Origin of the sequence: Zavarzinia sp. (genome assembly GCF_049306435.1) — a bacterium.
In the GTDB taxonomy this organism is placed as follows: domain Bacteria; phylum Pseudomonadota; class Alphaproteobacteria; order Zavarziniales; family Zavarziniaceae; genus Zavarzinia.
Genome location: NZ_JBAQRT010000370.1, coordinates 1 through 25,419, shown reverse-complemented (window position 1 = coordinate 25,419; position 25,419 = coordinate 1). Strand labels below are relative to the sequence as shown.

General features: G+C 66.1%; 20 protein-coding genes and 1 riboswitch. Of the genes, 5 read left to right on the top strand and 15 right to left on the bottom strand.

Translation table 11 applies throughout. The annotated features are described in order from the left end of the window. Positions 1-80: 80 nt before the first annotated feature. Positions 81-1,274, bottom strand: coding sequence for a flavin-dependent monooxygenase (locus WAZ62_RS21130; RefSeq protein ID WP_422645508.1), 1,194 nt, complete (start codon positions 1,272-1,274; stop codon positions 81-83). A gap of 263 nt (positions 1,275-1,537) precedes the next feature. After that, entirely contained in the window at positions 1,538-2,128 is a 591-nt protein-coding gene (locus WAZ62_RS21125) for a TetR/AcrR family transcriptional regulator (RefSeq protein ID WP_422645507.1), read from the bottom strand. A gap of 188 nt (positions 2,129-2,316) precedes the next feature. Between WAZ62_RS21125 and WAZ62_RS21120 the strand changes: the two genes are divergently transcribed. The 4 genes from WAZ62_RS21120 to WAZ62_RS21105 are packed head-to-tail and all read left to right on the top strand — an operon-like array spanning position 2,317 to position 6,455. Next, positions 2,317-3,963: a cytochrome P450 gene (locus WAZ62_RS21120; protein WP_422645506.1), complete on the top strand. Its 1,647-nt coding sequence runs from the start codon at positions 2,317-2,319 to the stop codon at positions 3,961-3,963. Between the two features lie 13 nt (positions 3,964-3,976). Beyond that, a complete protein-coding gene (locus WAZ62_RS21115; RefSeq protein ID WP_422645505.1) occupies positions 3,977-4,999 on the top strand; it encodes an NAD-dependent epimerase/dehydratase family protein in 1,023 nt (340 codons plus the stop codon). A gap of 25 nt (positions 5,000-5,024) precedes the next feature. Then, positions 5,025-5,663: a hypothetical protein gene (locus tag WAZ62_RS21110; protein WP_422645504.1), complete on the top strand. Its 639-nt coding sequence runs from the start codon at positions 5,025-5,027 to the stop codon at positions 5,661-5,663. A 3-nt stretch (positions 5,664-5,666) separates the two neighbouring features. Next, positions 5,667-6,455 carry a hypothetical protein gene (locus WAZ62_RS21105; protein WP_422645503.1) on the top strand — a complete coding sequence of 263 codons (789 nt, stop codon included), beginning with the start codon at positions 5,667-5,669 and terminating at the stop codon, positions 6,453-6,455. Between the two features lie 367 nt (positions 6,456-6,822). Here WAZ62_RS21105 and infC read toward each other — a convergent pair whose 3' ends face one another. From infC to miaA, 5 genes are all read right to left on the bottom strand, one after another. Continuing rightward, positions 6,823-7,398 carry a translation initiation factor IF-3 gene (infC, locus tag WAZ62_RS21100; RefSeq protein WP_422645502.1) on the bottom strand — a complete coding sequence of 192 codons (576 nt, stop codon included), beginning with the start codon at positions 7,396-7,398 and terminating at the stop codon, positions 6,823-6,825. 184 nt (positions 7,399-7,582) lie between these two features. After that, positions 7,583-8,638 (bottom strand): ketol-acid reductoisomerase, encoded by a 1,056-nt coding sequence (gene ilvC, locus WAZ62_RS21095; protein WP_422645509.1) that lies wholly within the window; start codon positions 8,636-8,638, stop codon positions 7,583-7,585. Continuing rightward, on the bottom strand, positions 8,635-9,138 hold the full coding sequence (gene ilvN, locus WAZ62_RS21090) for an acetolactate synthase small subunit (RefSeq protein WP_243404078.1): 504 nt from the start codon (positions 9,136-9,138) through the stop codon (positions 8,635-8,637). The genes ilvC and ilvN overlap by 4 nt, the downstream gene beginning before the upstream one ends. 124 nt (positions 9,139-9,262) lie before the next feature. After that, the gene (locus WAZ62_RS21085) at positions 9,263-11,023 is read right to left on the bottom strand and encodes an acetolactate synthase 3 large subunit (RefSeq protein WP_422645501.1); all 1,761 of its coding nucleotides are present in this window, start codon (positions 11,021-11,023) and stop codon (positions 9,263-9,265) included. A gap of 111 nt (positions 11,024-11,134) precedes the next feature. Beyond that, positions 11,135-12,079, bottom strand: a complete 945-nt coding sequence (miaA, locus tag WAZ62_RS21080; protein ID WP_422645500.1) for a tRNA (adenosine(37)-N6)-dimethylallyltransferase MiaA — start codon at positions 12,077-12,079, stop codon at positions 11,135-11,137. A gap of 30 nt (positions 12,080-12,109) precedes the next feature. Between miaA and serB the strand changes: the two genes are divergently transcribed. After that, positions 12,110-13,009, top strand: a complete 900-nt coding sequence (gene serB / locus WAZ62_RS21075; RefSeq protein WP_422645499.1) for a phosphoserine phosphatase SerB — start codon at positions 12,110-12,112, stop codon at positions 13,007-13,009. A 202-nt stretch (positions 13,010-13,211) separates the two neighbouring features. Here the strand turns inward: serB and WAZ62_RS21070 are convergent, their stop codons facing one another. The 8 genes from WAZ62_RS21070 to WAZ62_RS21035 all read right to left on the bottom strand — a co-directional run bounded on the left by WAZ62_RS21070 (position 13,212) and on the right by WAZ62_RS21035 (position 24,623). Continuing rightward, the gene (locus WAZ62_RS21070) at positions 13,212-14,990 is read right to left on the bottom strand and encodes an acyl-CoA dehydrogenase (RefSeq protein WP_422645498.1); all 1,779 of its coding nucleotides are present in this window, start codon (positions 14,988-14,990) and stop codon (positions 13,212-13,214) included. A 167-nt stretch (positions 14,991-15,157) separates the two neighbouring features. Then, positions 15,158-16,006, bottom strand: a complete 849-nt coding sequence (locus WAZ62_RS21065) for a pirin family protein (protein WP_422645497.1) — start codon at positions 16,004-16,006, stop codon at positions 15,158-15,160. 111 nt (positions 16,007-16,117) lie between these two features. Then, positions 16,118-17,920: an allophanate hydrolase gene (gene atzF / locus WAZ62_RS21060; RefSeq protein ID WP_422645496.1), complete on the bottom strand. Its 1,803-nt coding sequence runs from the start codon at positions 17,918-17,920 to the stop codon at positions 16,118-16,120. Between the two features lie 13 nt (positions 17,921-17,933). Continuing rightward, on the bottom strand, positions 17,934-21,449 hold the full coding sequence (uca, locus tag WAZ62_RS21055) for an urea carboxylase (RefSeq protein ID WP_422645495.1): 3,516 nt from the start codon (positions 21,447-21,449) through the stop codon (positions 17,934-17,936). A 7-nt stretch (positions 21,450-21,456) separates the two neighbouring features. Next, the gene (locus WAZ62_RS21050) at positions 21,457-22,110 is read right to left on the bottom strand and encodes an urea amidolyase associated protein UAAP2 (RefSeq protein ID WP_422645494.1); all 654 of its coding nucleotides are present in this window, start codon (positions 22,108-22,110) and stop codon (positions 21,457-21,459) included. 17 nt (positions 22,111-22,127) lie between these two features. Beyond that, positions 22,128-22,952, bottom strand: a complete 825-nt coding sequence (locus tag WAZ62_RS21045; RefSeq protein ID WP_422645493.1) for an urea amidolyase associated protein UAAP1 — start codon at positions 22,950-22,952, stop codon at positions 22,128-22,130. A 13-nt stretch (positions 22,953-22,965) separates the two neighbouring features. Continuing rightward, positions 22,966-23,805: an ABC transporter ATP-binding protein gene (locus tag WAZ62_RS21040; protein ID WP_422645492.1), complete on the bottom strand. Its 840-nt coding sequence runs from the start codon at positions 23,803-23,805 to the stop codon at positions 22,966-22,968. Continuing rightward, entirely contained in the window at positions 23,805-24,623 is an 819-nt protein-coding gene (locus tag WAZ62_RS21035; protein ID WP_422645491.1) for an ABC transporter permease, read from the bottom strand. Before WAZ62_RS21035 ends, WAZ62_RS21040 begins: the two co-directional genes overlap by 1 nt. A gap of 176 nt (positions 24,624-24,799) precedes the next feature. Beyond that, positions 24,800-24,912, bottom strand: a riboswitch (guanidine-I (ykkC/yxkD leader). Positions 24,913-25,419: the final 507 nt, after the last annotated feature.

Below are 25,419 nucleotides of genomic sequence, written 5' to 3'. Positions count from 1 at the left end.
ACCGGCGGGGCGTGTTCAAAGCCCGCGGCCGCGATGCCGGCCGCATGTCGATACGCAACAGGCAACGAGGCGGGATCGCGTCAGATCCAGTAGTCGGTATTCTCGAGGCCAAGCATCACGCCACCCCAGTTGCGGCCGATGCTGTCCGCCTGATTGGCGGCATGGGCACGGCCGGTATGGAGATCGGCCATGATGCGGGCGAAGGGCAGCTTGTTGAAGACCGCGGCCCCGCCGCCGGCCTTGAACAGACGCTGGGCGAGATTGGCGCAGCGCTCCGGCACTTCCGCCGACTGGTAGCGGAACTTGAAGCGATCCGACATCTCGGTGAAGCCGCCGGCGCAGGCGATGTCATACATCACATTGATGTTGCGGTGGAGGACCAGCTTCATCTCGTCGATGGCCGAGGCGGTCTCGGCGCAGAGCAGTTGGGCGGTTCCGTCTTCCGCCGTCCTGGCGCCGGTGACTGTGGTGCGCTTCGCCGCGTAGTTCACGAAAGCATCGAGCATGGCCTGCAGGCCGCCGATGGACGAGGTGGAAACCGCGCGGATGAAGACCTGCGGGAACGGCATCCGGTAAAGGCCGTGGGTGTTCACGGCGTTACCCGGGCTGTTGCACATCACGCCATCCATGAACAGATGGGTGCGATACTCGGGCACGAAGGCATCCTTCACCACGATGTCGTGGCTGCCGGTACCGCGGAGGCCCAGGGTGTCCCAGGTATCGACGATCTCGTAGTCCTTGCGCGGCAGCAGGAAGGTGCGCATGTCCATGTTGCCGGAGCCGCGACCGACCTCGCCGCCGAGGAAGATCCAGCCGCAATGCTCGCAGCCCGACGAGAAGCGCCAGCGCCCGTTGAAGATGTAACCGCCCTCGACCGGACGGGCATCGCCCTGGATCATGTAGGTCGAGGAAATCAGGGTCGACGTATCCTCGCCCCAGACTTCCGCCTGCGCCCGGTCGTCGAACAGCGCCATCTGCCAGGGATGGCAGCCGATGACGCCGTAACACCAGGCGGCCGACATGTCGCCCTCGCCGAGGGTCATGAGGACGTCGTAATAGACGTTGGGATGCATCTCGTAACCGCCCCAGCGCTTGGGCTGCAGGATGCGGAACAGGCCCGCGTCCTTCATCGCCGCCATCACCGCGTCAGGCACGCGGCGCAGGCGTTCGCCCTCGTCGGATTTCTCCCGCAGCAGGGGGACGAGGGCACGCGCGCGGGCGCGCATTTCGTCCTCCGTCGGCACGGTGATGTTGAGTTCGCTGCTGCCGTCCATGGCTTTCCCTCGACTTGGCTTCCCCCCGGCCGGCTGGTCACGCCGGCTCGATTTGAGGCCATGTTGCGGGACTTGCGCGCGCCCAGCATCGTCTATGCGGACTATTTTCCGGATTCTTCAAGATATCCGGTCACGATGTTAAAGAATCCATGAGCCGAGGGCGCGGCATTTTCTTGTGCATTACTTATCGCAACGCACAATAGCAGGTGGCATCGCGGGCAGGACGCCACGCAACATCACCCGTTACGGCCGTGACAAGGCGGCTAGGACTTCCGGGGCAGTCCCGTCATCGGCAGCATCCGCCGCATGATGAACCCGCGCATCTGTTCCTCGTCGCGCTTCACAGGCCCCGCCATGTTGAGGAGGGACAGCAGCATCCGGATGGTCGCCTCCGTCACCTCGCGCCACTCGTCCTCCGTCATCGCGACACCCGCCAGGATCTGCTTCATCAGGAGAAGCGAGAGCCCGAAGCCCTCGGCGTTGATCAGGGCATCCTCGCTGACATAGGTCGCGAGGCTGGACAGGGTCATGACCGAGAGCTGCGGCTCCTTCGGCACATCGTCCAGCAGGAACAGGATCGCCCTCACGAAGCGCTCCGCCGGATCCGCCTCGCCCTCGATATGGGCGATCAGACGCCGCGCCATCGCCGCCGCCGACTGCAGCAGGGCGGCGCTCAGCACATCCTCCCGGCTGGTGAAGTAGCGATAGACCGTGGGCCGCGTCACCCCCGCCTGGCGCGCGATGTCGAGCAGACTGGTCTTCTCGATCCCCCATTGCTTCACGCAGGCGATGGCGGCTTCGAGGACACGCTGCCTCGTCTCGTTCGATGGCGGCTTGGACGGTAGCGTGGTCATGGCCTTCGTTCGGATCGGATCGGGATGGCCCAGTCTATCGACCGCTGTCCCCGGAGCCTACCCCGGCTTCCACCTCCCCCGTTTTACGACTTTACACATATCGTCTATCTGTATAGTTTCACACCCGAGCGGCGATGACAAGGCCAACAAGAACAAGGGCCGCCAGCCGCGCGACAGGGAGGGGAAGAATGAGCCTGCAGGCGACAGCCGGCCGCAAGGGCGGCGCGACACCACCGATGGCGCGGGGCGGCCTGCCCTGGTTCGGCCACATGCTGGCCTTCGCCCGTAACCCCTATCATTTCGTCTCGTCCGTCGCGACCGAGCATGGCGAGATTGCCGCCTTCACCCTGCTGGGCCAGCGCATCGTCCTGCTGACCGGCGACGAGGCGAGCGAGGTGTTCTATCGCGGCCCGGACGAACAGCTCGACCAGTCGGCGGCCTACAAGCTGATGACGCCGATCTTCGGCGAGGGCCTGGTGTTCGATGCGCCGATCGCGCGCAAGAACGAGCAGTTGCGGATGCTGATGCCGTCGCTGCGCATGGAGGCGATGCGCGACCATTCCCACAAGATCGTGCAGGAGGTGGAGGATATCATCGCCGACTGGGGCGACGCGGGCGAGATCGAGCTGGTCGAGTTCATGAAGCAGCTCACCATCAATACCGCCAGCCATTGCCTGCTGGGGCGCGAATTCCGCTACGAGCTCAGCACCGAATTCGCCGCGATCTATCACGACCTCGAACAGGGCGTGCACCCCCTCGCCTATCACTTCCCCTATCTGCCGATCCCGAAATTCCGCCGCCGCGACAAGGCGCGGAAGCGCCTGCAGGAGCTGGTCGGAGGCATCGTGCGCAAGCGCGCCGCCGCCGCGGACAAGCCGAACGACATGTTCCAGACCCTGATCGACATGCGTTACGAGGACGGCATGCCGCTGGACGAGAACGAGATCACCGGTCTTCTGGTCGGCGCGATCTTCGCCGGCCACCACACGAGTTCCGGTACCGCCGCCTGGGTCCTCCTCGAACTCCTCAAGAACCCCGACATCCTCGCCCGGACGGAAGGGGAACTGGACCGCCTGCTGGGCGCCGACGGCGCCGTCACCTTCGGCTCCTTGCGCGAGATGCCGGTGCTCGAGGGCGTGGTGAAGGAAGTGCTGCGCCTGCATCCGCCCCTGATCATCCTGATGCGGAAGGTGATGGAGGATATCGCCTTCAAGGGTTACACGATCAAGGCCGGCGACATGGTCTGGGCCTGCCCGCCCGTCACCCACCGCCTGTCGCGCCTGTTCAGCGACCCGGCGCGTTTCGATCCCGACCGCTTCTCGCCCGAGCGGCGGGAAGACCGCAACCTGATGGCCTATCAGCCCTTCGGCGGCGGCAAGCACAAATGCTCCGGCAATGCCTTCGCCCTGTTCCAGATCAAGGCGATCTTCGCCGTGCTGCTGCGCCGCTACGACTTCGATCTGGTCGATGCGCCCGCGAGTTACGTCGACAATTACTCCGACATGATCGTGCAGCCGAAATCGCCCTGCCGCGTGCGCTATCGCCGCCGGGCCGCCACTGTGGCACAGGCGCCGGCACGGGCCGCCACCCCGCCGGCCGAATGCCCCGTCCACCAGAAGGCCGAGGCGACGCACCCCGCCATCACCGTCGCGGTCGACCGGCAATTGTGCCAGGGCCATGCCATGTGCATGGGCGAGGCGCCAGCGCATTTCCAGGTCGGGGCCGATGGAACCCTGCGCATCCTCAAGGAAGCGGTGACCGAAGCGGAGCTGGAGAAGGTCCAGTCCGCCGTCCTCTATTGCCCGAATGCCGCCCTGCGCATCGAGCATCACTGAGCGGGGTCCGGTCATGAAGATTTTCGTCACCGGGGCCACCGGCTTCGTCGGCGCGCATACCGCCCGCGCGCTGCTGGCCGCGGGCCACGAGTTGCGCCTGCTCGCCCGCGATCCCGAACCGCTTCGCCGCTACTTTCGCCGCTTCGGCCCCATCCCGGACGATATCGTCACCGGCGACATGCGCGACGCCGCCCTGATGAACAGGGCGATGCGCGGCTGCGACGCGGTGTTTCACGCCGCCGCCCTCGTCTCCGTCGACCCGAAGCGGGCGGAGGAGATTTACTGCAACAATCTGGCCGGGATCGACGCCGTGCTGGGCACCGCCTGCCGGCTGGGGGTGGAGCGCATCCTCTATGTCTCCAGCCTGTCGGTGCTATTCCAGAAGGGCGTGACGAAGATCGACGAGTCGACCCCGCTCGGCCGGCCGGCCAATGCCTATGCCCGCTCGAAGCGGGATTGCGACGAACATGTCCGGCGGATGCAGGCCGAAGGCCGGCCGATCCAGATGACCTATCCCGCCGGCATCTTCGGTCCGGACGATCCCAAACTGTCGGAGGCGAACCACGGCGTGACCTCCTTCGTGAAGGTCGTCCCGCAAACCTCGACCGGGTTGCAGGCGATCGACGTCCGCGATCTGGCGGATGCGCACCGCCTCCTGATCGAGAACCCGCCGCAGGGCGATTTCGAGGCGGCGCGCTTCATCGTCGGCGGGCGCTATTACCCCTGGGCCGAATTCCACCAGCTCCTGCAATCGCTGACCGGAAGGCGCATCGCCGCGCCGCGCCTGCCCGGCCCGGTGCTGCGCGCCCTGGGCGGCTTCGTCGATGGATTGCGAAAGATCGTTCCCTTCGAGACGCAGGTCTCCAGCGAAGCGATGAGTTACGTCACCGAATGGGCCGAAGCCTCGTCCGCGCGCATCCGGGGCCGCATGGGACGGGACTTCCGCAGCGGCGCCGAAACCTTCGGCGACACCATCCGCTGGCTGGTCGCCGAAGGTCACCTCGACGCCAGATTCGCCGGCCGGCTGGCCGCCTGAGCACAAGAAAAAGGGAGGAGAACCCATGTCCGACAAGCGTGTCGCCTCGATCACCCCGCCGAACCGCGCCTATCCGAGGGCCGAGCTAGAAGAGATGATGCAGCGCTGGCTGCAGGCCAATGTCGACGCGGAAAAGGCCGGCGACTGGACCAGCCACCTCGGCCCCTTCTATGCCGACAACGCCGTCTATTCCTGGAACATCGGCCCGAACGAGGAATTCGTCGCGACCGGCCGTAAGGAGATCGAGGATATCGCCATCGGTTACCAGATGAAGGGCTTCGAGGAGTGGGAGTATCCCTATCACGACATCATCATCGACGAGAGCCGGGGCACCATCATCGGTTTCTGGAAGCAGCGCGCGCCCTACCGCCGGCCCGACGGCAGCTTCTATGAGATCGAGGGCATCGGCGGCTCGTGGTTCGAATATGGCGGCAACTGGCAATGGCAGTGGCAGCGCGATTTCTTCGACCTCGGCAATGCCAAGGACTGTTTCTTCCAGCTCGCGGGGGCCGGCGTGCTCTCGCCCGTGGTGAAGGAAAAGATCCACCGCCAGGCCAAGGGCCAGTTGCTGCCCGGCCATCGCCGCCTGCATCCGCAATTGTCGGGCCTGCAGAAGCTGCGCAACACTTTCGCGATCGCCCGCATCGCCCTCACGGGGCGCTGAGCCATGGCCGGCACCTGGTTCTCCAGCAATCCCGACAAGGTCTGGGTCGAGAAATTCTTCCTCGCCTATTCGCCCGTCTGGATGGCCTCGATGGCGATGATGATGGTGACGGGCTGGGACCGCAGCTTCGACGATAGCGCCCTGCTGCTCCATGCCTTCGGCACCGCCCTGCCGGCGTTTGCGATCCCCGCGTTGATCGCGCGGCGTTATACGGACAGGCCCTGGCACCAGGCCTATTGGTTCAAGGCCAATCTCTATCTGATCGTCTTCGGTTTCTTCGGCAATTACTTCGGTTCGGAATATTTCTTCGACGTCCTCGGCATGGTCTATGTGTATCCGAACGCGACCACCAATCTGGACGCCGCCCTCGTCGGCAGCGGCCAGCAGAAGGTGCCGCTGATCATGTATGCCTATACCCACGTCTATTTCATGACCTATCACGCGACGGCCAACATCGTGCTGCGCCGCTTGCGCGCCCTGCCGGGTGGGGCGCTGCTGTTCCCCCTCCTCGTCTTCGGCATCGGCTATTTCTGGGCCTTCATGGAAACCAGGGCGATGGCCAATCCGCTGATCGCCCAGAGTTTCTACTACCGGAAGATGGACGTGATGCTGGCCTATGGCTCGGCCATCTATGCCGTCTATTTCATCGCCAGCTTTCCCATCTGGTATTTCCTCGACGAGCGGAAGGACAAGCCCTGGAGCCTGACCCAGACCGTCGCCGGGGCCCTGTCGGCCAGCATGCTGACCTTCTACATGCTGGACTTCGCCGCCCGCTGGGTCGGCTCGCTGTAAGGGGCCTTTTGGAAACCCCGGACGGGTCGATCCAGCGGATCTTTTCACGCCCCGCGTCGTCGGCGATCGTGGCCGTATCACACGATATCGGCTGCGATCCCCTCCTTGCGGGACATGAAAATCTCTCGCCGGCTCTCAGCCGCCAGATTTCCAAAAGGTCTCTAAGCGGCCTGAATCGAATTTTCCGGTAGGCTCGATATTCAACAGCGTCGTCCCGGCGAAGGCCGGGACCTCGCGCCGGAAAAGGCGCCTTTGCCTTCGCGAGATTCCGGCCTTCGCCGGAATGACGAATGAAAAGGGCAGACAAACGAAAGGCCACGAACCCGGGGCTCGTGGCCTTTCGCGATGCTGACGTCGAGCCGGAAGCCTACTTCGGCGCGATGACCATGGTCATCTGACGCCCTTCCATCTTGGGCATCTGCTCGACCTTGGCGATCTCTTCCGTTTCGTCGCGGACACGGAGGAGCACCTTCATGCCGAGGTCCTGGTGGGCGAGTTCGCGGCCACGGAACCGCAGCGTCACCTTCACCTTGTCGCCCTCTTCGAAGAACTTGCGGATCGAGCGCATCTTGACGTCATAGTCGTGCTGATCGATACCGGGGCGCATCTTGATCTCCTTGATCTCGATGACCTTCTGGTTCTTGCGCGCTTCGGCGGCCTTCTTCTGGGCCTCGTATTTGTACTTGCCGTAATCCAGCAGCTTGCAGACCGGCGGATCCGCGTTCGGCGAAATCTCGACGAGATCGACACCGGCCATTTCGGCGAGATGCAGGGCTTCGGCAAAGGTCACGACGCCGCGATTATCGCCGGTCTCGTCGATGAGACGGACGCGGGGCACGGTGATCTGGTCATTGATGCGCGGTCCCCCCTTGTCGGGGATGGACTGGGGATAGGGTGGGCGGGCTATGTAAGGTCTCCGTCTGGCTACGCGGGGACCATCCATGCAAACTGGGTCACCTCGACCCTGCGCACCACAGTCCTTCCGCGTTCATATGAATACTGTACCCGCCTCAGGTGGCAGGTGCATGGCCTAATAGATGACCCCAAACGCGCGATCTTGCAAGTCGGGAGTCAGAAATTAGCGCCGCGTCCGGGGTCGCGACAACGCCGCGACCCCGTGTTACGGATCAGTTGCGGGTCTTGTCGACCAGCTTGTTCTTCGCGATCCAGGGCATCATGGCGCGCAGCTTGCCGCCGACGTCCTCGATCGGATGCTGGGCCTGGAGGGCACGGGTCGCCTTGAAGGACGGGGTGCCGGCCTGGTTCTCGAGCATCCAGTCGCGGGTGAAACGGCCCGACTGGATGTCGTCGAGGACGCGCTTCATTTCCTTCTTGGTCTCTTCGGTCACGATCCGGGGGCCGGTGACATAGTCGCCGTATTCCGCCGTGTTCGAGATCGAATAGCGCATGTTGGCGATGCCGCCTTCGTAGATCAGGTCGACGATCAGCTTCACTTCATGCAGGCATTCGAAATAGGCCATCTCGGGGGCATAGCCCGCCTCGACCAGGGTCTCGAAGCCGGCCTTGATCAGGGCGGTCAGGCCGCCGCAGAGCACGGCCTGCTCGCCGAACAGGTCGGTCTCGCATTCCTCGCGGAAGCTGGTCTCGATGATGCCCGAACGGCCGCCGCCGACCGCCGAAGCGTAGGACAGCGCGATCTCGAGGGCATTGCCCGAGGCGTTCTGATGCACCGCGACGAGGCAGGGCACGCCGCCGCCCTTCTGGTATTCCGAACGGACGGTATGGCCGGGGCCCTTCGGCGCGATCATGAAGACGTCGAGGTCAGGGCGGGCTTCGATCAGCTTGAAATGGATGTTGAGGCCATGGGCGAAGACGAGGGCCGCGCCCTGTTTCAGGTTGGCTTCGAGATCATCCTTGTAGAGCTTCGCCTGCAGCTCGTCCGGGGTCAGGATCATGACGACATCGGCCCAGGCCGCGCCTTCGGCCGGGGTATAGACCTTCAGGCCCTCGGCCTCGGCCTTCTTCGCGGTCGCCGAGCCGGCGCGCAGCGCGACGGCGATGTCCTTCACGCCCGAGTCGCGGAGGTTGAGGGCATGGGCATGGCCCTGGCTGCCGTAGCCGACGATCAGGACCTTCTTGGCCTTGATCAGGTTCACATCGGCATCGCGATCGTAATAGACGCGCATGAGTCTCGTCCTTGTGGTTTGTGTTTGTCTGTTCAGAGTGCGCCGGTGCCGCGCTGGATCGCGACGACGCCGGTGCGGGACAGCTCGGCCAGGCCGAGCCCCCGCATGAGGTCGATGAAAGCGTCGATCTTCGAGGTATTGCCCGTGATCTCGAAGACGAAGGACTGGGTGCTGCTGTCGAGCACCCGGGCCCGGAAGGCATCGGCGAGGCGTAAGGCCTCGACCCGCTTCTCGCCGGTGGAAACCACCTTGATCAGCGCGAGTTCGCGCTCGAGCGAGGGGCCGTCGATGGTCAGGTCCTGGACCTTGTGCACGGGCACGAGACGGTCGAGCTGGGCCTTGATCTGCTCGATCACCATTTCGGTGCCCGAGGTGACGACGGTAATGCGCGAGAGATTGCGCGAATCCTCGACCTTGGCGACGGTCAGGCTGTCGATATTGTAGCCCCGGCCGGAGAACAGGCCGATGACACGGGCAAGAACACCTGCCTCGTTGTCGACCAGAACGGCAATGGTATGGCTGCGGATCGGTTCCACTTCGCCCTCGTTGTCCCCGGATTGCGGGGCTTATAGCTGGAAAATCGTCGGTTGGGAAACGGTCGATGGCGCATCCCGGCCCTGGCCCGCGCGAAGGCGCGGACCGGGCCGGGATGCGCCTGTCTTACACCAGCGCCATGCCTTCCACCGAGATATCGCGATGCGCCTCGTCCTCGGGGCCGAGGATCATCTCGTTGTGGGCGGCGCCCGACGGCACCATGGGGAAGCAGTTTTCCTTCTGGTCGACCATGCAATCGACGATGACCGGCCGCCTGATCGCGATCATCTCGTTGATCGTGTCGTCGAGCGCGTCCGGCTTGTCGCAGCGCAGACCGACGGCGCCGAAGGCTTCCGCCAGCTTCACGAAGTCCGGCAGGGCATGCATGTAGGACTCGGAATAGCGGTTGCCATGCAGCAGCTCCTGCCACTGGCGGACCATGCCCATGTACTGGTTGTTCAGGATGAAGACCTTCACCGGCAGACGATACTGGATCGCCGTCGCCAGCTCCTGGATGTTCATCATGATCGAGGCTTCGCCCGCGACATCGATGACCAGCGCGTCGGGATGCGCCATCTGCACGCCGATCGCCGCCGGCAGGCCATAGCCCATGGTGCCGAGACCGCCGGAGGTCATCCAGCGGTTCGGCTCCTCGAAGCCGATGAACTGGGCCGCCCACATCTGGTGCTGACCGACCTCGGTCGTGATGTAGGTGTCATGGCCCTTGGTCAGGGCGTGCAGGCGCTGGATCGCGTATTGCGGCTTGATGATGTCGCTGGACGGGCGATAGCGCAGGCAGTCGCGCGCGCGCCATTCGTCGATCTGCTTCCACCAGGCTTCCAGCGCCGTGCGGTTCGGGCGGTACTGCTTCGACTTCCAGACCTTGATCATGTCTTCGAGGACATGGCCGCAGTCGCCGATGATCGGCAGGTCGACCCGGACGTTCTTGTTGATCGACGACGGGTCGATGTCGATGTGGATCTTCTTCGAGTTGGGCGAGAAGGCGTTGACCCGTCCGGTGATGCGATCGTCGAAGCGGGCGCCGACGCAGATCATCAGGTCGCAATCATGCATCGCATGATTGGCCTCGAAGGTGCCGTGCATCCCCAGCATCCCCAGCCACTGCTTGTCCGAAGCCGGATAGGCGCCCAGCCCCATCAGGGTCGAGGTGATGGGAAAGCCGGTGATGCGGACCAGTTCGCGCAGCAGCTGCGACGCCTGCGGCCCCGAATTGATGACGCCGCCGCCGGTGTAGAACACGGGCTTCTCGGCCGCCGCGATCAGCTCGACCGCCTCGCGGATCTTGTTCAGGTCGCCCTTGACCTGCGGGCGATAGGACTTGTGCTGGACATTGGCCGGCGGGGTATAGAGGCCGGTGGTCAGCTGGATGTCCTTCGGCAGGTCGACGACGACCGGGCCGGGCCGGCCGCTGCGGGCGACGTAGAACGCCTCGTGCAGCACGCGGGCGAGATCCTTGATGTCCTTGACCAGCCAGTTGTGCTTGGTGCACGGCCGCGTGATGCCGACCGTGTCCGCCTCCTGGAAGGCGTCGTTGCCGATCAGATGGGTCGGGACCTGGCCGGTGATGCAGACCAGCGGGATCGAATCCATCAGCGCGTCGGTCAGGCCGGTGACCGCGTTGGTCGCGCCCGGGCCCGAGGTGACGAGCAGGACGCCGACCTTGCCGGTCGAACGGGCATAGCCTTCCGCCGCATGGGCCGCGCCGCCTTCCTGGCGGACGAGGACGTGGCGGATGTCGTCCTGCTGGTACAGGGCATCGTAAATGGGGAGTACCGCGCCGCCCGGATAGCCGAAGATCGTGTCTACGCCCTGATCGACCAGGGCCTTGAGAACCATCTCCGCGCCGGTCATCATATTCTGCGCCATAACACTGTGCCTTCCTCGATCCAGGCCGGCGACCCGCTTGGCAAATGCGGGCAAACGGCCAATAAACAGCAAAACCGCGCCCATGGGGCGCGGAGCCGGCAACCTAATCGTTCAAGATTGCGCCGTCAACCCCTGTTGGCGAATTTTTCGTGCGATATCGTCGCCCAATCTTTCTGTTTCTTGCGCAAGGTCCAACCAGTCCCAATCGGCCATGCGCCCCCTCGCCCAGGTCATCTGCCGTTTGGCGTATTGCCTTGTCTCGATATCGGCAAGCTCGATCGCATCGGAAAGCGAGAGACTTCCCGCCGCGCGAGCGGCGAAGGGCCGAAGGCCGATCGCCTTGGCCGCCGGCAGCAGGGGGTCGAGCTGCCTGGCCGCGAAGGCCCCCGCTTCCTCGACCGCGCCCGCCCTGGCCATGGCTTCGAGACGCTTGCGGATGCGGGTCAGCAGCAGCGGCCGGGGCGGCGCCACCACCAGCCGGTGCAGATCGCCAAGGTCTTTCGCCGCCTCCGGCGCCCGCGCCTGCCAGGAAGACAGGGCGCGGCCGGTGCCATGGAAGACTTCGAGGCCGCGTAGCACGCGCTGGGAATCCCGGGGCTTCAGCCGGGCCGCCAGTTCGGTATCGATGCGCGCCAGTTCGGCATGAAGCGCCGGGGCGCCCTCCCGGCCGAGCCGCGCGACGAGCCCGGCGCGGATCGCGGGATCGATCGGCGGGATATCCGACAGACCATTCACCAGCGCATGAAAATAAAGCCCGGTGCCACCGACGACGATGGCCGGCCGACCTTCCCCGTGAATGGCGGCGATCTCGGCCCTGGCCAGGGCCTGCCAGCGCGCGGCGGAACAGGCCTCGGTCGGCGGCAGCACGCCATAGAGCCTGTGGGGCGCCATCGCCTCGTCGTCCGGGCCGGGACGGGCGGTCAGGATGCGCAGGCCGTCATAGACCTGCATCGAATCCGCGTTGACGATGACGCCGCCCAGCCTTGCGGCAAGGGCAAGGGCGAGCCCGGATTTGCCGCTTGCGGTCGGCCCGGCGATCAGTACGGTGGCGGCCAATTCACGAGTTCCTGAGAAGATTTCGCCCCGATGAACCACGTCCTGACCGTGATCGGCAACCCTGTCGAAGCGCCCCTGCCCATTGCCCTGGGCGCGGACCTCGCCCTCGCCCTGCGGGAAGCCGGGGCCGAGGTGGGCGAGCCCCGCTGGCTTTCCGCCGCCGAGGCCCTGGATGTCCCCTTCGAGGGCCTGTCCGCCCTCGCCGCCGAGAAGATCGCCGATATCGTCCTCGCGGGCCTGCCGGCCGACCGTCTGGCGCAGGCCACGGAAGCCCGCGCCAAGCGGCTGCTGGTCGCCGACATGGATTCGACCATGATCACCGTCGAATGCATCGACGAGCTGGCCGATTTCGCCGGGCTGAAGGCGGAAATCTCGGCCGTGACCGAGCGGGCGATGCGCGGCGAGCTGGATTTCGAATCCGCGCTGCGCGCCCGCGTCGCCAAGCTGAAGGGCCTGCCCGAGAGCGTGTTGCAGACCTGCTTCGAGGAGCGGGTGCGCTTCACCGAGGGCGGCCGCCAGTTGATCCGGACCATGGCCGCCCATGGCGCCTATTGCGCCCTCGTCTCCGGCGGCTTCACCTTCTTCACCAGCCGCGTCGCCGTCCATCTCGGCTTTCACGAGCACAAGGCGAATGTCCTCGAGATCGCGAATGGCGCCCTCGCCGGCACGGTGACCGAGCCGATCTGCGGCGCCAACGCCAAGCTGGAAGCCTTGCGCGGCCTCGCCGCCCGCCACGACCTCTCGCCCGAGCAAACCCTGGCGGTGGGCGATGGCGCCAACGACCTGCCGATGATCGAGGCGGCGGGCCTCGGCGTCGCCTTCCACGCCAAGCCCAAAGTCGCCGCCGCCGCGCGGGCGCGCGTCGATCACGGTGATCTGACCAGCCTGCTGTTCTTCCAGGGCTATGCCCGCGACCAATTCGTCGACTGAGGCCGGCGGCCGACCGCCACGGGTTCAGGTGACGGTGATGGAAATCCGCCTCGCCGGGTGAAGGGGCTGACCGGCGAGGCGTCTCCACTCACTCCCGAGGGCAGGTGGGAGTGCCACTAGGCCGCCGTACCGGGCGGCAGGAACGGGGAAGGGGCATTTTCCCCGCGCCTTGAATCTTCTACGCAAGACCGCCGCGGTCGGATCACCCGAAAGCGTCGATCGGCATGTCGGCGCAGGTCTGGTCGAGGCTTTGCAGCAGATCCGCCTGCGGCCGGATCTTCGGCAGCTCCCAGCGGAAGAAATAGCGGCAGGCCCGGCGCTTGCCGTCGTAGAAGGCGGCGAGGTCGCCGGTCGCGCCCGCCGATTTCTCTTCCGCGACGCTGGCCTTGCGCAACCACAGCCAGGCGACGACGACATGGCCGAGCAATTCGAGAAAGACCGCCGAATTGGCCAGCGCCTGGTCGAGCTGGTTGCCGGCGGCGGCCCGGCCGAGCACGGCGACGGTCTTCGAGACGAGGGCGATGGCGTTGGCGAGGGCGGCCGCCTCTTCCTCGAAGGCGGGCGGCGCGGCCTGGATCGTCTTCTGCATCTCCTCGGCCAGCAGGGCGAGGGCCTTGCCCTGGTCGGCGAAGATCTTCCGACCCAGCAGGTCGAGGGACTGGATGCCGAAGGTGCCTTCGTGGATCGGGTTCAGGCGGTTGTCGCGCCACAGCCGTTCCACCGGATATTCCCGCGTGTAACCATAGCCGCCATGGACCTGGATCGCGAGATCATTGGCGACCAGCGCCCATTGCGACGGCCAGGACTTGATCATGGGGGTGAGCAGGTCGAGCAGCTGGAAGGCGCGATTGCGTGCCTCGGGCGATTCCGCCGTCTCGCTGTCGTCGACCAGCCGGGCGCCCAAAAGGCACAGGGCCAGCGCGCCTTCGACATAAGCCTTGGAGGCGAGCAACATCCGCTTCACATCGGCGTGCTCGATGATGGCGACCGGCGGCAGGCTGGGGTCCTTCGCCGCCGGTGGCCGGCCCTGCGCCCGCGTCTTCGCGTAGTCGAGGGCGACGCGATAGCCGGCATAGCCGATGACGGCGGCGCCAAGGCCAACGCCCACACGCGCCTCGTTCATCATGTGGAACATGTAGGAGAGGCCCTTGTGCGCCTCGCCCAGCAGATAGCCGGTGGCGCCGCCGCCTTCGCCGAAATTCAGCATGGTCGAGGTGGTGCCGCGATAGCCCATCTTGTGGATGAGCCCGGCGAGGCGGACATCGTTCCGCGTGCCGTCGCCGAGGATCTTCGGCACGATGAAGAGGGAAATGCCCTTCACGCCGGCCGGCGCGCCCTTGATCCGGGCAAGGACGAGGTGAACGATATTCTCGGACAGGCCGTGTTCGCCCGCCGAGATGAAGATCTTGTTGCCGGTGATGCGATAGGTTCCGTCATCGGCCGGCACCGCCTGGGTCTTCAGATCGGCGAGGCCGGAGCCCGCGCCCGGCTCGGTCAGGGCCATGGTGCCGAAATAGCGCCCCTCCAGCATGGCGCCGAGCCAGGTCGCCTTCTGCTCGGCGGTGCCGAATTTGGCGATGACATTGGCGGCGGCCCGGGTCAGGAAGGGATAGCCGGCGGTCGAGATATTGGCGGCGGAAATGATCGCCGACGAGGCCATGGACACCGTATGGGGTAACTGCATCCCGCCATGCTCGTAATCCGCATGGGCCGACATGAAGCCGGCGGCGCAATAGGCGTCGAGCGCCGCCTTCACCTCGGGGATGATATGGACCGTCTCGCCGTCGAAGGTCGGCTCGTTGGCGTCGAGCTTGGCCGCATGGGGCGCGAAATGATCGTCGGCCAGCTTTTCCGCCGTATCCAGCATGGCGGCGACGCTGGCCCGGTCGTGTTCGGCGAAACGCGGGCGGGTGAACAAGGCATCGAGGTCGAGCACATCCTGCAGCAGGAAGTCGAGGTCGCGGCGATCAAGGACGGGCATTTTCTCTCCTCCGTTTCAGGCTGCTTAGCCCGTTCGGAATGGGGAGGAAAGAGCCCAACTCGATCATGAATTCGTCACCCCGGCGAAGGCCGGGGTCTTTGGCCGGCATCGCGCCTTACCTGCGCGAGGCCCCGGCCTTCGCCGGGGCGACGCGCATTGTTTCGACGTCAGAACCGGCCGGCCTGATAGTCCCGGGCGGCCTGCATCACTTCGTCCCGCGTGTTCATGACGAAAGGGCCACCCCAGGCGATCGGCTCGTTCAGCGGCTTGCCGGCAATCAGCAGCACGCCCGCTTCCTCGCTCCCCGCGTTCTCGAAGGCGACGCGGCCGCCCTCGCCCAGGATCGCGACATTGACCGCCGCGACCTTCTCGACCGCGCCCAGCACGATCGCGCCGTCATAGACGACGAGCAGCGCGTTGAGGCCGGCCGGCACCGCTTCCTCGAAACGGCTGCCGGGGGCGAGGCGGATGTCGAAGAAACGCGCCTCGGTCGCGCCGGAGTCGATCGGCCCCTGCGTGCCTTCGCCGGTCGCGCCTGCGATCACCTTGACGCGGGCGCCGTTGCCCCGGCTTTCCACCGGGATGCTCGCCGCCGGGATTTCCTGATAGCGGGCGGGGGTCATCTTGTCCCGCGCCGGCAGGTTGACCCAGAGCTGGAAGCCCCGCATCAGGCCTTCCTCCTGTTCCGGCATTTCGGAATGGACGATGCCGCCGCCCGCTGTCATCCACTGCACGTCGCCGCTGGCGATGACGCCCGAATGGCCCTTGTTGTCGCCATGGCGCATCCGCCCGTCGAGCATATAGGTCACGGTTTCGAAGCCCCGATGCGGGTGGCTGGGAAAGCCGCCGATATAATCGTCCGCCCGCTCGGTATCGAAATGATCGAGCATCAGGAAGGGGTCCGCCGCCTCCACCGTCTCATGGCCGAGCAGGCGGGTCAGGCGGACGCCGGCGCCATCGGAGGTGCGCTCGCCCCTGATCAGGTGGCGCACGGGGCGGATATCATTGCGGGTCATGGGGGTGTCTCCTCATTCGCTGTTGGTGCTGATATTGGCACTGGCAGCGACAGGAAAAATCCCCCTGGATGGGAAGGGATCGTTTCGATTATGGAAACGATCCCCGGAGCTTCACTTCGCGGCGCAGTAGGCGCGCCAACCGCCCAGGGCGGTGATTTCCACCGCGCCTTCGAGGGCATGGGCCTCGCACAGGAAACCGGAGACGTCGCTGCCATCGTCCAGCGTCACCTTGCCGATGCCGAGCGGCGCCGGAATGGCGGCGACGAAACGGCCGAAAGCGGCGGGCGGCAGGGCCCAGACCTCGACCGCGAGGCCGGGGCCGTCGAAACCCGGGCTGTGAATGAGGCCGGGCTTGGGCGGCACCGTGCCCGGCAGGGCATAGAGCCGATAGTCGGGCGCGGTCCGGCAGCTTTTGACCAGCACGCCGCCGCCGCTGGTCAGCTGCGGGTTGAGCGGCATTCCCGACAGATGGGCGCCCACGACGACGACCTCGATCCGCTCGACATCCGGCCCCTCGGGCGCCGGCATCGCCGCGAGATCGGCCGTGGTGTCGAGGCCGAAGCCCGTCGCCGAGGCCTTGTGCAGCCGGTCGCCCCACACCGCGAGGGCGGCATCCGAGAAGGCGGGACCGATCAGGGTGACGCCGAAGGGCAGGCCATCCGGGCGGAAACCGGCGGGCACCGCGATCCCGGCGCAATCCATAAGATTGACGAAATTGGTATAGCGACCGAGCTTGGAATTGAGCCCGATCGGATCGGCCAGCATTTCCGAGACCTTGGGGAACAGCGGCGTCGTCGGCAGCAGCAGGATATCGACCATGGCCCAGGTCGAGGCGGTCTTCTGCCGATATTCTTCGAGGGCATAGATCCCCCGGAAGGCATCGACCGCGGTCACGCCGAAGGCGCCTTCGACGATTGTACGCACCGTGGGGTCCATGGCGTCGGCATGGGCGGCGTGGAAGGCTTCGATCGCCGCCAGGCGCTCCGCCACCCAGGGGCCGCTGTAGAGCAGGTTGGCCGCCTCGCGGAAGGGCGCGAAGTCGATCTCGACGATTGAACAGCCCAGCGTCTTCATGGTCTCGATCGCGGCGGCATAGATCGCCTCGTTCGCGCCATCGCCGAAGAATTCCCGCTCCGCCCCGACGGGCACGCCGACGCGAAGACCTTCGGTCGGCAACACCACGTCCGGCAATTCGCGCGAGAAGGGATCGCTGGGGTCGAGAGCGGCGGCGATGCGGCGGACGAAATCCGCCTCCCCCGCCGTCGCGGCGAAGACCGAGATACAGTCGAGACTGCGGCAGGCGGGGACGAGGCCGGTGGTCGAGAACATGCCCTTGCTGGGCTTCACCCCGACGAGATTGTTGAAGGAGGCCGGCACCCGGCCCGAACCCGCGGTATCGGTGCCGAGCGAGAAGGCGACGATGCCGGCCCCGACCGCGACCGCCGAGCCGGAGGACGAGCCGCCCGAGATATAATCCGCGTTGAACACCGAGCGCGGCGCGCCATAGGGCGAGCGGGTGCCGTTCAATCCGGTGGCGAACTGGTCGAGGTTGGTCTTGCCGACCGGGATGGCGCCGGCCGCGCGCAGGCGGGCGACCACCGTCGCATCCTGCGCCGGGGTATAAGCGAAGGCGGGGCAGGCGGCCGTCGTATCGAGCCCGGCGCAGTCGATATTATCCTTCACCGCGAAGGGAATGCCCCACAGCGGCTTGTCCGGCGACGGGCCGCCGGCATCGACCAGCGCCTTCGCCGCCGCGCGCAGCTCGTCATCGGAAAAGCGGCTGATCCAGACCGCGGGGTCAGGCCAGGCCTTGAGACGCTCGATCACCCCCTCGATCACGTCGAGGGGGGTGAGCGTGCCGGATTCATAGGCGGCGGCGAGCGCGCCGATGGTCAACATCTTGGGCAGCGTCATGGTCTTTCCCCCCTCAGGCCGCTTCGATCAGGGCGACGATCTGGCCCGCCTGCACGGTCCGGCCCGGCTGGCAGCGCAAGGCCGTGACCTTGCCGGCGACCGGGCTCCTGATTTCCATTTCCATCTTCATTGATTCGACGATCACCACGATGTCACCGGCGGCGACATTAGTGCCTTCCTCGGCAATGATCTTCCAGACATTGCCCGTCACCTGCGCCTCGACCGGGGTCTGGCCCTCGGGCACCTCGGCGTCGGAGGTGTCCGGGCCATCCTCGACCACGAAACTGTCGAGGCCCCTCGCCTTCCAGTCCTGCCGTTCCACCTCGAAGGCAGCCTGCTGGCGCGCCTTGGCCGCTTCGATCGCCGGCTTTTCGGCGTCGAGGAAGGCGGCGTGCTGCGCGTAATCGAAGGTGGTCTCCTCGATCCGCACCGGATAGCGGCCGTGGGGGAAGGCTTCGCGCGCCTCGATCAATTCCTGTTCCGACACCGGGAAGAAGCGGATCTGGTCGAAGAAGCGCAGCAGCCAGGGATGGCCGGGCGTGAACACCGGCGTCGTCCGCCAGGCATTCCACATCTGCACCGTGCGGCCGAACAGCTGGTAGCCGCCCGGCCCTTCCATGCCGTAGATGCACATATAGGCGCCGCCGATGCCGACGGCGTTTTCCGGCGTCCAGGTGCGGGCCGGGTTGTACTTGGTCGTCACCAGCCGGTGGCGCGGATCGACCGGGGTCGCGACCGGCGCGCCCAGGTAAACGTCGCCGAGGCCGAGCACCAGGTAGCTGGCGTCGAAGATGATGTTCTGCACCGCATCGACGCTGTCGAGACCGTTGATGCGGCGGATGAACTCGATGTTCGACGGGCACCAGGGCGCGTTCGGCCGCACCAGTTCCTGATATTTCCGCGCGGCGAGCTGGATCGACGGATCGTTCCACGACAGGGGCAGGTGGACGATGCGGCTCGGCACTTTCACCGCTTCCGCCGGGGGCAGGCCCGCCTCGATCTCGCGAAGGGCCGCCACCAGGGTCGCGGTCTTCAGCACGCGGCTGTCGTAATGGATCTGGAGCGAGCGGATGCCGGGCGTCAGATCGATGATCGCCGGCAATCTCGCCTCGCGCACCGCCTGCGCCAGCAGATGGATGCGCAGGCGGAGCGCGATATCCAGCACCATCGGGCCATATTCGACCAGCAGATCATCATCGCCCGCCCGGCGATAGACGACGGGCACCGGCCCGCCCTCCACCGTGCCGAGGATCGGGGTGCCGATGTCCTTCGAGGTGATCACCGCAGACGCGGCCATGCCGTGGGGCACGAAACGCACCTTGTCGCCCGGCTTCAACTGGCCGGCCTTCCACAATTCGTCGCGCGCGATCACCGCCGGGCAGACGAAACCGCCGAGGCTGGGGCCGTCCGGCCCGAGGATGATCGGCATGTCGCCGGTAAAGTCGATGGCGCCGATGGCATAGGCATTGTCGTGGATGTTGGAGGGGTGAAGCCCCGCCTCCCCACCGTCCGCCCGCGCCCAGCGCGGCTTCGGCCCGATCAGGCGCACGCCCGTGCGCGCCGAATTGAAGTGAACCTCATAGGTCGCGGCGAAGAGATCGTCGATATCCGCGTCCTGGAAGAAATCGGGCGCGCCATGGGGGCCGTAGTGGACGCCGATCACCCAGTCGCGGGTCATCAACGGCTTCTCGTCCGCCGGCACGGGCTCGCCCGCCGTCTCGGCCGCGATATGCAGCGTGTCGCCCGCCTTGAGGACGCCGGTGGCATGGCCGCCGAACTGGCCAAGCGAGAAACAGGCCCGCGCGCCGAGGAACTTCGGCCCGTCGATGCCGCCCCGGACGGCGAGATAGGTGCGCTGCCCCGCGCCCTTGATCTGGCCAAGCGCAAGGGTCTGGCCCGCCTTCACCGGGATCGCGGTCAGCATGGGGACCGCCACGCCGTCGAGCGCCGCCGGCATCTCCGCCCCGGCGAGGGCGATCAGGGCATCGCCGTGAAATTTCAGCGTGGGACCGCTCAGGGTGCATTCGAGCCCCGCCGCGCCTTCGGCATTGCCGAGGATGCGGTTGGCCAGCCGGAACGACCGGTCGTCGAACGGACCGGACGGCGGCACGCCGACATCCCAGAGGCCGAGGCGGCCCGGCCAGTCCTGCACGCTGGTCTGCGCGCCCGCGATTACCACCTCGATCGTCGGCGCGGTGAAGACGAAACGGCCGAGCGCCGCGGTCGAGACCTTGCCGCTGGTGAAGACATCGCTGGCGGCGATGGCGCGAAGATAGGCGAGATTGGTCTCGATGCCCCAGACCCGGGTCTTGGCCAGGGCGTCCGTGAGGGCGGCGATAGCCGCCGGCCGGTCCACGCCGGTGACGATCACCTTGGCCAGCATGGGATCGTAGAAGGGCGTGACTTCCGTCCCCGTCGCCACCCAGGTATCGACGCGGATATCGTCGGGGAAGGCGACTTCGGTCAGGCGGCCGGTCTGCGGGCGGAAATTGGCCTGCGGATTCTCGGCATAGAGCCGGACCTCGATGGCCGCGCCCTTGGGCACCAGCGACCCTTGCGCCGGCAGCACCAATTCGCCAACCGCCTGGCGGATCATCCATTCGACGAGGTCGACGCCGAAGACGGATTCCGTCACCGGGTGTTCGACCTGCAGCCGCGTGTTCACCTCGAGGAAGGAGAAATCGCCGCGCGTAACGTCATAGATGAATTCGACCGTGCCGGCGGATTCATAAGCGACCGCCTTGCCCAGGGCGACGGCCGCCGCATGCAGCCGCGCGCGCAGCTCGGGCGAGAGGCCGGGGGCCGGCGTTTCTTCCACCACCTTCTGGTTCCGGCGCTGGAGCGAGCAGTCCCGCTCGCCGAGGGCGACGACGTTACCCTTGCCGTCACCGAAGATCTGCACCTCGACATGGCGGGCAGTCGAAACGAAACGCTCGATATAGACCCGGGCATCGCCGAAGGAGGAGGAGGCCATGCGCTGCACCGCCTCGAAGCGGGCCTGCAATTCGGCCGCGTCGTGGCACAGCGACATGCCGATGCCGCCGCCGCCCGCCGTGCTCTTCAGCATGACCGGGTAGCCGATCTCATGGGCGGCGGCCAGCGCTTCCTCGGCCGACAGAAGGATGCCGGTGCCCGGCAGCAGCGGTACGCCCGCCGCCTCCGCCAGCGCCCGCGCGGTATGCTTCAGGCCGAAGTCGCGTAAGTGTTCGGGCCGGGGGCCGATGAAACGGATGCCTTTCGCCGCCAGCGCCTCGGCGAAGCCGGCGTTTTCCGACAGGAAGCCATAGCCGGGATGAACCGCCTCGGCGCCCGTGTCGATACAGGCCTGCACGATGGCCTCGGCCCGGAGATAGCTTTCCTTGGCCGGCGCCGGGCCGAGGCAGATCGCCTCGTCCGCCGCCAGCACCGGCAGGGTGAAACGGTCGGCCTCGGAATGCACCGCCACGGTGGCGATGCCCATTTTCCTGGCGGTCTTGATGACGCGCGCGGCGATCTCGCCCCGATTGGCGATCAGGATTTTCTTGAACATGGGAAGGTCACACCGCCTCCCCGTCCCAGATCAGCACGCGCACCGGCGTCGGATCGAAGCCGTTGCAGGGATTGTTCACCTGCGGGCAGTTGGAAATGACGCAGAGCACGTCCATCTCCGCCACCATGTCGACATGATCGCCCGGCGCCGAAATCCCGTCGACGATGGCGAGCTTGCCGTCGGTCTCGATCGGCACGTTCATGAAGAAATTGATGTTGGGCACCACGTCGCGCTTGGTCATGCCCCATTTCGTCACTTCAACGACGAAGTTCTCGCGGCAGGCATGCATGTAACGGGTATGGTGGCCGAAGCGCACGGTATTCGCTTCGCAGGAACAAGCCCCGGCGGAGGTGTCGTGCCGGCCGCAGCTGTCGGCGGTGACGCTGAGCATGACGCGGCCCTCGTTCGAGATCAGGCGCGTGCCCTTGCCGACATAGGCCGACTTTTGCGTCAGCAGCGTGTCCTGCGCGCTGTAACGCTCGGAGAAATCGGCGGCGTTGTAGAACAGCGTATCGACCGCCTGGCAGCCTTCCAGATCGACGATGCGCAAGGTCTGGCCGCGCTTGACGACATGGGACCAGGGACGGGTCGCGGGGATGGTGAAGTCGTAGATCGCCTTCGCGGGATCGAGGGTCTCGGTCGCGGTGCAGATGATGGTCATGGCTTGGCCCTCCCGGCTCAGCGGGGCGCGAACAGGGGATCGGTGTTCTCGAAGCCGCGCACGGCTTCGGCGGTCGCGGTGCGGCAGATGTCGTCCGCCGTGGGCACAGGCCCCCGCCAGATCACCGCCTCGACCGGCTTCGGCGCGAACACCGCCCCCGGGCTGAAGGGATGCGGGCAATTGGAGACGGCGATCAGAAGATCCATCTCGGCCCGCAATTCGACGAAATCGCCCGGCTTCACCGCGCCGTCCACCCAGGAAAAACCGCCTTCCGCCGTCACCTGGACGGGGGAGAAGAAGCTGATCACCGGGGCGAGGTCGCGCTTGCCGAGACCGAATTTCGAGGCGGCGAGGCGCATGTTCTCGCCCGTGCTGCGCAAGGCGGCGTCGCCATATTTGCCGGCGTTGGAGGCGGGGGTGGAGCCGCCGACCACCGTGTCATGGGCGCCGCAGCTGTCCTCGACCACCGAGGCGAGGACGCGGCCCATGTCCGAGAACAGCACGCGGCCGCGCGGCAGGGCGGCGGTCCATTGCAGCTTCATCGTGTCGGCGGAATTGTAGCGCTCGCTGGTATCATCGGCATTCCACATGAAGAAGGCGATGCCATCCGTCGCTTCGGTATTGACGAGGCGGATGCGTTCGCCGCGCGCGACGCGGGCGGTCCAGTACCAGCCGCCGGGGATCACTTCCCGGTGGCGCACCAGGCTCTCGTCGATGGCGGCTTCCTGGGCCGAGGTCAGCGGCGGCATGGCCTTGGGCGCGAGATTGTCGCCCGCGGCCTTCAATTCCAGGTAGCGCTGACGCAGGGCCTCGATCCGGGCGGTTTTTTCAGTCGTCGTCATGGCTCGGTTTCCCTCAAGCCGGAAGCGCCAGGTCGTCCCGGGCTTGCCCCTGATCCGGGGCCGGGTCGTCCCGGCCGGGGGCGGTGATGGATTTGGTCTCGTCGCGATGCGGGCTGGGCTGGCCGGCGATGCGGCGCGGCCAGACTTCGATATCGTCCTTGATCACGGCGCCGTAACGGTCCCCGTCGACGGGATCGAGGCGCGGCCGCTCGAAGGCGATGACGCGGGTGGCGAGGCCGAAGGCTTCCGACAGGTCATGGGTGACCATGACGACGGTGAGTTCTTCCTCGTTCCACAGGCGGCGCATCAGGGCATGGATATCGCCGCGAATGCCGGGGTCGAGGGCGCCGAAGGGCTCGTCCAGCAGCAGCACCTTGGGCTTGCGAATCAGGGTCTGGGCGAGGGCGAGGCGCTGCTGCATCCCGCCCGACAGTTGGGCCGGATATTTCTTCTCGTTGCCGCCGAGGCCGACGCAGTCGAGCATGGCGCGTGCTTCCTCGATCGCTTTCCGCCGCGCCGTGCCGAACAGGCGGGCGAGGACGCCGCCCTTCTCGAATTCGAGGGCGAGCAGGACATTGCCGAGCACGGTCAGATGCGGGAAGACCGAATAGCGCTGGAACACGACGCCGCGTTCCGCCGTCGGCTCGCCGGCGATGGGCTTGCCGTCGATCAGGATGTCGCCCCTTGTCGGGCTTTCCTCGGACAGCAGCATCCGCAGGAAGGTCGTCTTGCCGCAGCCGGACGGGCCGACCAGGGCGACGAAGGCGCGGGATTCGATTTCGAGGTTGATCCGCTCGAGCACCACGCGCTCGTCGTATTCCTTCCAGACGTTGCGGATGGAAATCGTCGTCATCACGCGGCCCTCGCGGCGGCGAACCACGGGAACAGGCGGTTCTGCAGTTTTTGGAGCCCGAAATCCATCAGGAAGGCCAACAAGGTGATCCAGGCGACATAGGGCAGGATCACATCCATGGCGAGATAGCGCCGGACGAGGAAGATGCGATAGCCGAGGCCGGATTCCGAGGCGATGGCTTCGGCCGCGATCAGGAACAGCCAGGCCGGCCCGAGCGAGAGGCGCAAGGAATCGAGCAGGCGCGGCAGGATCTGCGGCAGCACCACGCGCTGGACGATGCCGAAGGTGGAAGCGCCCAGGGTCTGCGCCTTGATCAGTTGCTGGCGCGGCAATTCCTCGGTGCGCAGCGCCAGATCGCGGATCATCACGGGGGCGAGGCCAATGATGATCAGGGTGATCTTCGACGGCTCGCCAAGGCCGAGCACGATGAACAGGATCGGCAGGATGGCGAGCGGCGGCACCATGGAGACGACCCCGACGAAGGAGCCGAGCAGGGCCTTCACATGAGGCAGCAAGCCGATGGCGACGCCGATGACGAGGCTGATCAGGGTCGAAATCGCCAGGGCAACGACCAGGCGGGCCAGGCTGGCCGCCGTATCGACCCACCACAGGATCTCGCCCGTCCGGCCATCGGGCGTGAAGGCCATGCGGTCGATCGTGGCGGCGAAGGTCGACAGGGCCGGCAGCAGCTTGTCCTGCGGATTATCCGCGAGACGAAGGGCCGAGCCGGTCAGATAGAGGATGGCCACCAGCACGAAGGGCAGCGCCCCCAGGAGGAGACGCACGCCGGAGCGGGGCTGACGATTGATCGCGCGCATCGGCTCGCCCCCTCAGACGCGGGAGGGTCGACAAGAGCGGCGACAGGAAGAGGACGAAGGGGCGGAAACGAGTGCCTTGAGTGCCATAGATACCAACTCCCGTTACTGGTCAGACCACGCTCGACCTGATTGGGGAATTGGCACGACCCGAGTGACGCCAATTCCTGGTCACCGAGGCCTCCCGGGCTTTTGTCCCGCCGTGCACCCGTCGGGATTTCTCCCCCGCCGGACGGCAGCTCTCGGACCTGCGCCGGGAAATCTCCCAGCCGGAACCCTAGCCGCCAAACTCTGTATGCAATTACAGCAAAGCCCGCGGAAAAGGGCAACCGGGTTTTTCCGCAGCGCGTCATTTTGTGGGGCCGAACTCGGAAACCCCTTCCGGGGCAAGATTCCGGCCTGCGCCGGAATGACCCGGTGGGGGAGCAGAAGCAGGAACCGCCCTCCAACGCGCCCTTCCACATCTTCGTCATTCCGGCGAAGGCCGGAATCTCACGACGGGAAGGCGTCCCATTTGTCGCCCCATCTGTAGCCGTTACTTACCAGCGACACGTAGGCGGAATGACTCAATCAGCGGCTTATCAATGTCCGAAATTTGCGCTGTCGTGATCGTTTGACCGTCAAGAACGGGAAAATCGAACGTCAATGTACCGTCACGATTTTCCTTGAGGTTAAGAGCCTGACCCAAAAGCCTATTGCGCCCGGCAGGGTTGTGTGATTCACCGAATCCGTCGGCTTGACGGAGGTGATTTGTGGCGTGGACGGATGAGCATCGGGCGGCCTATCGGCGCGAGGGCGG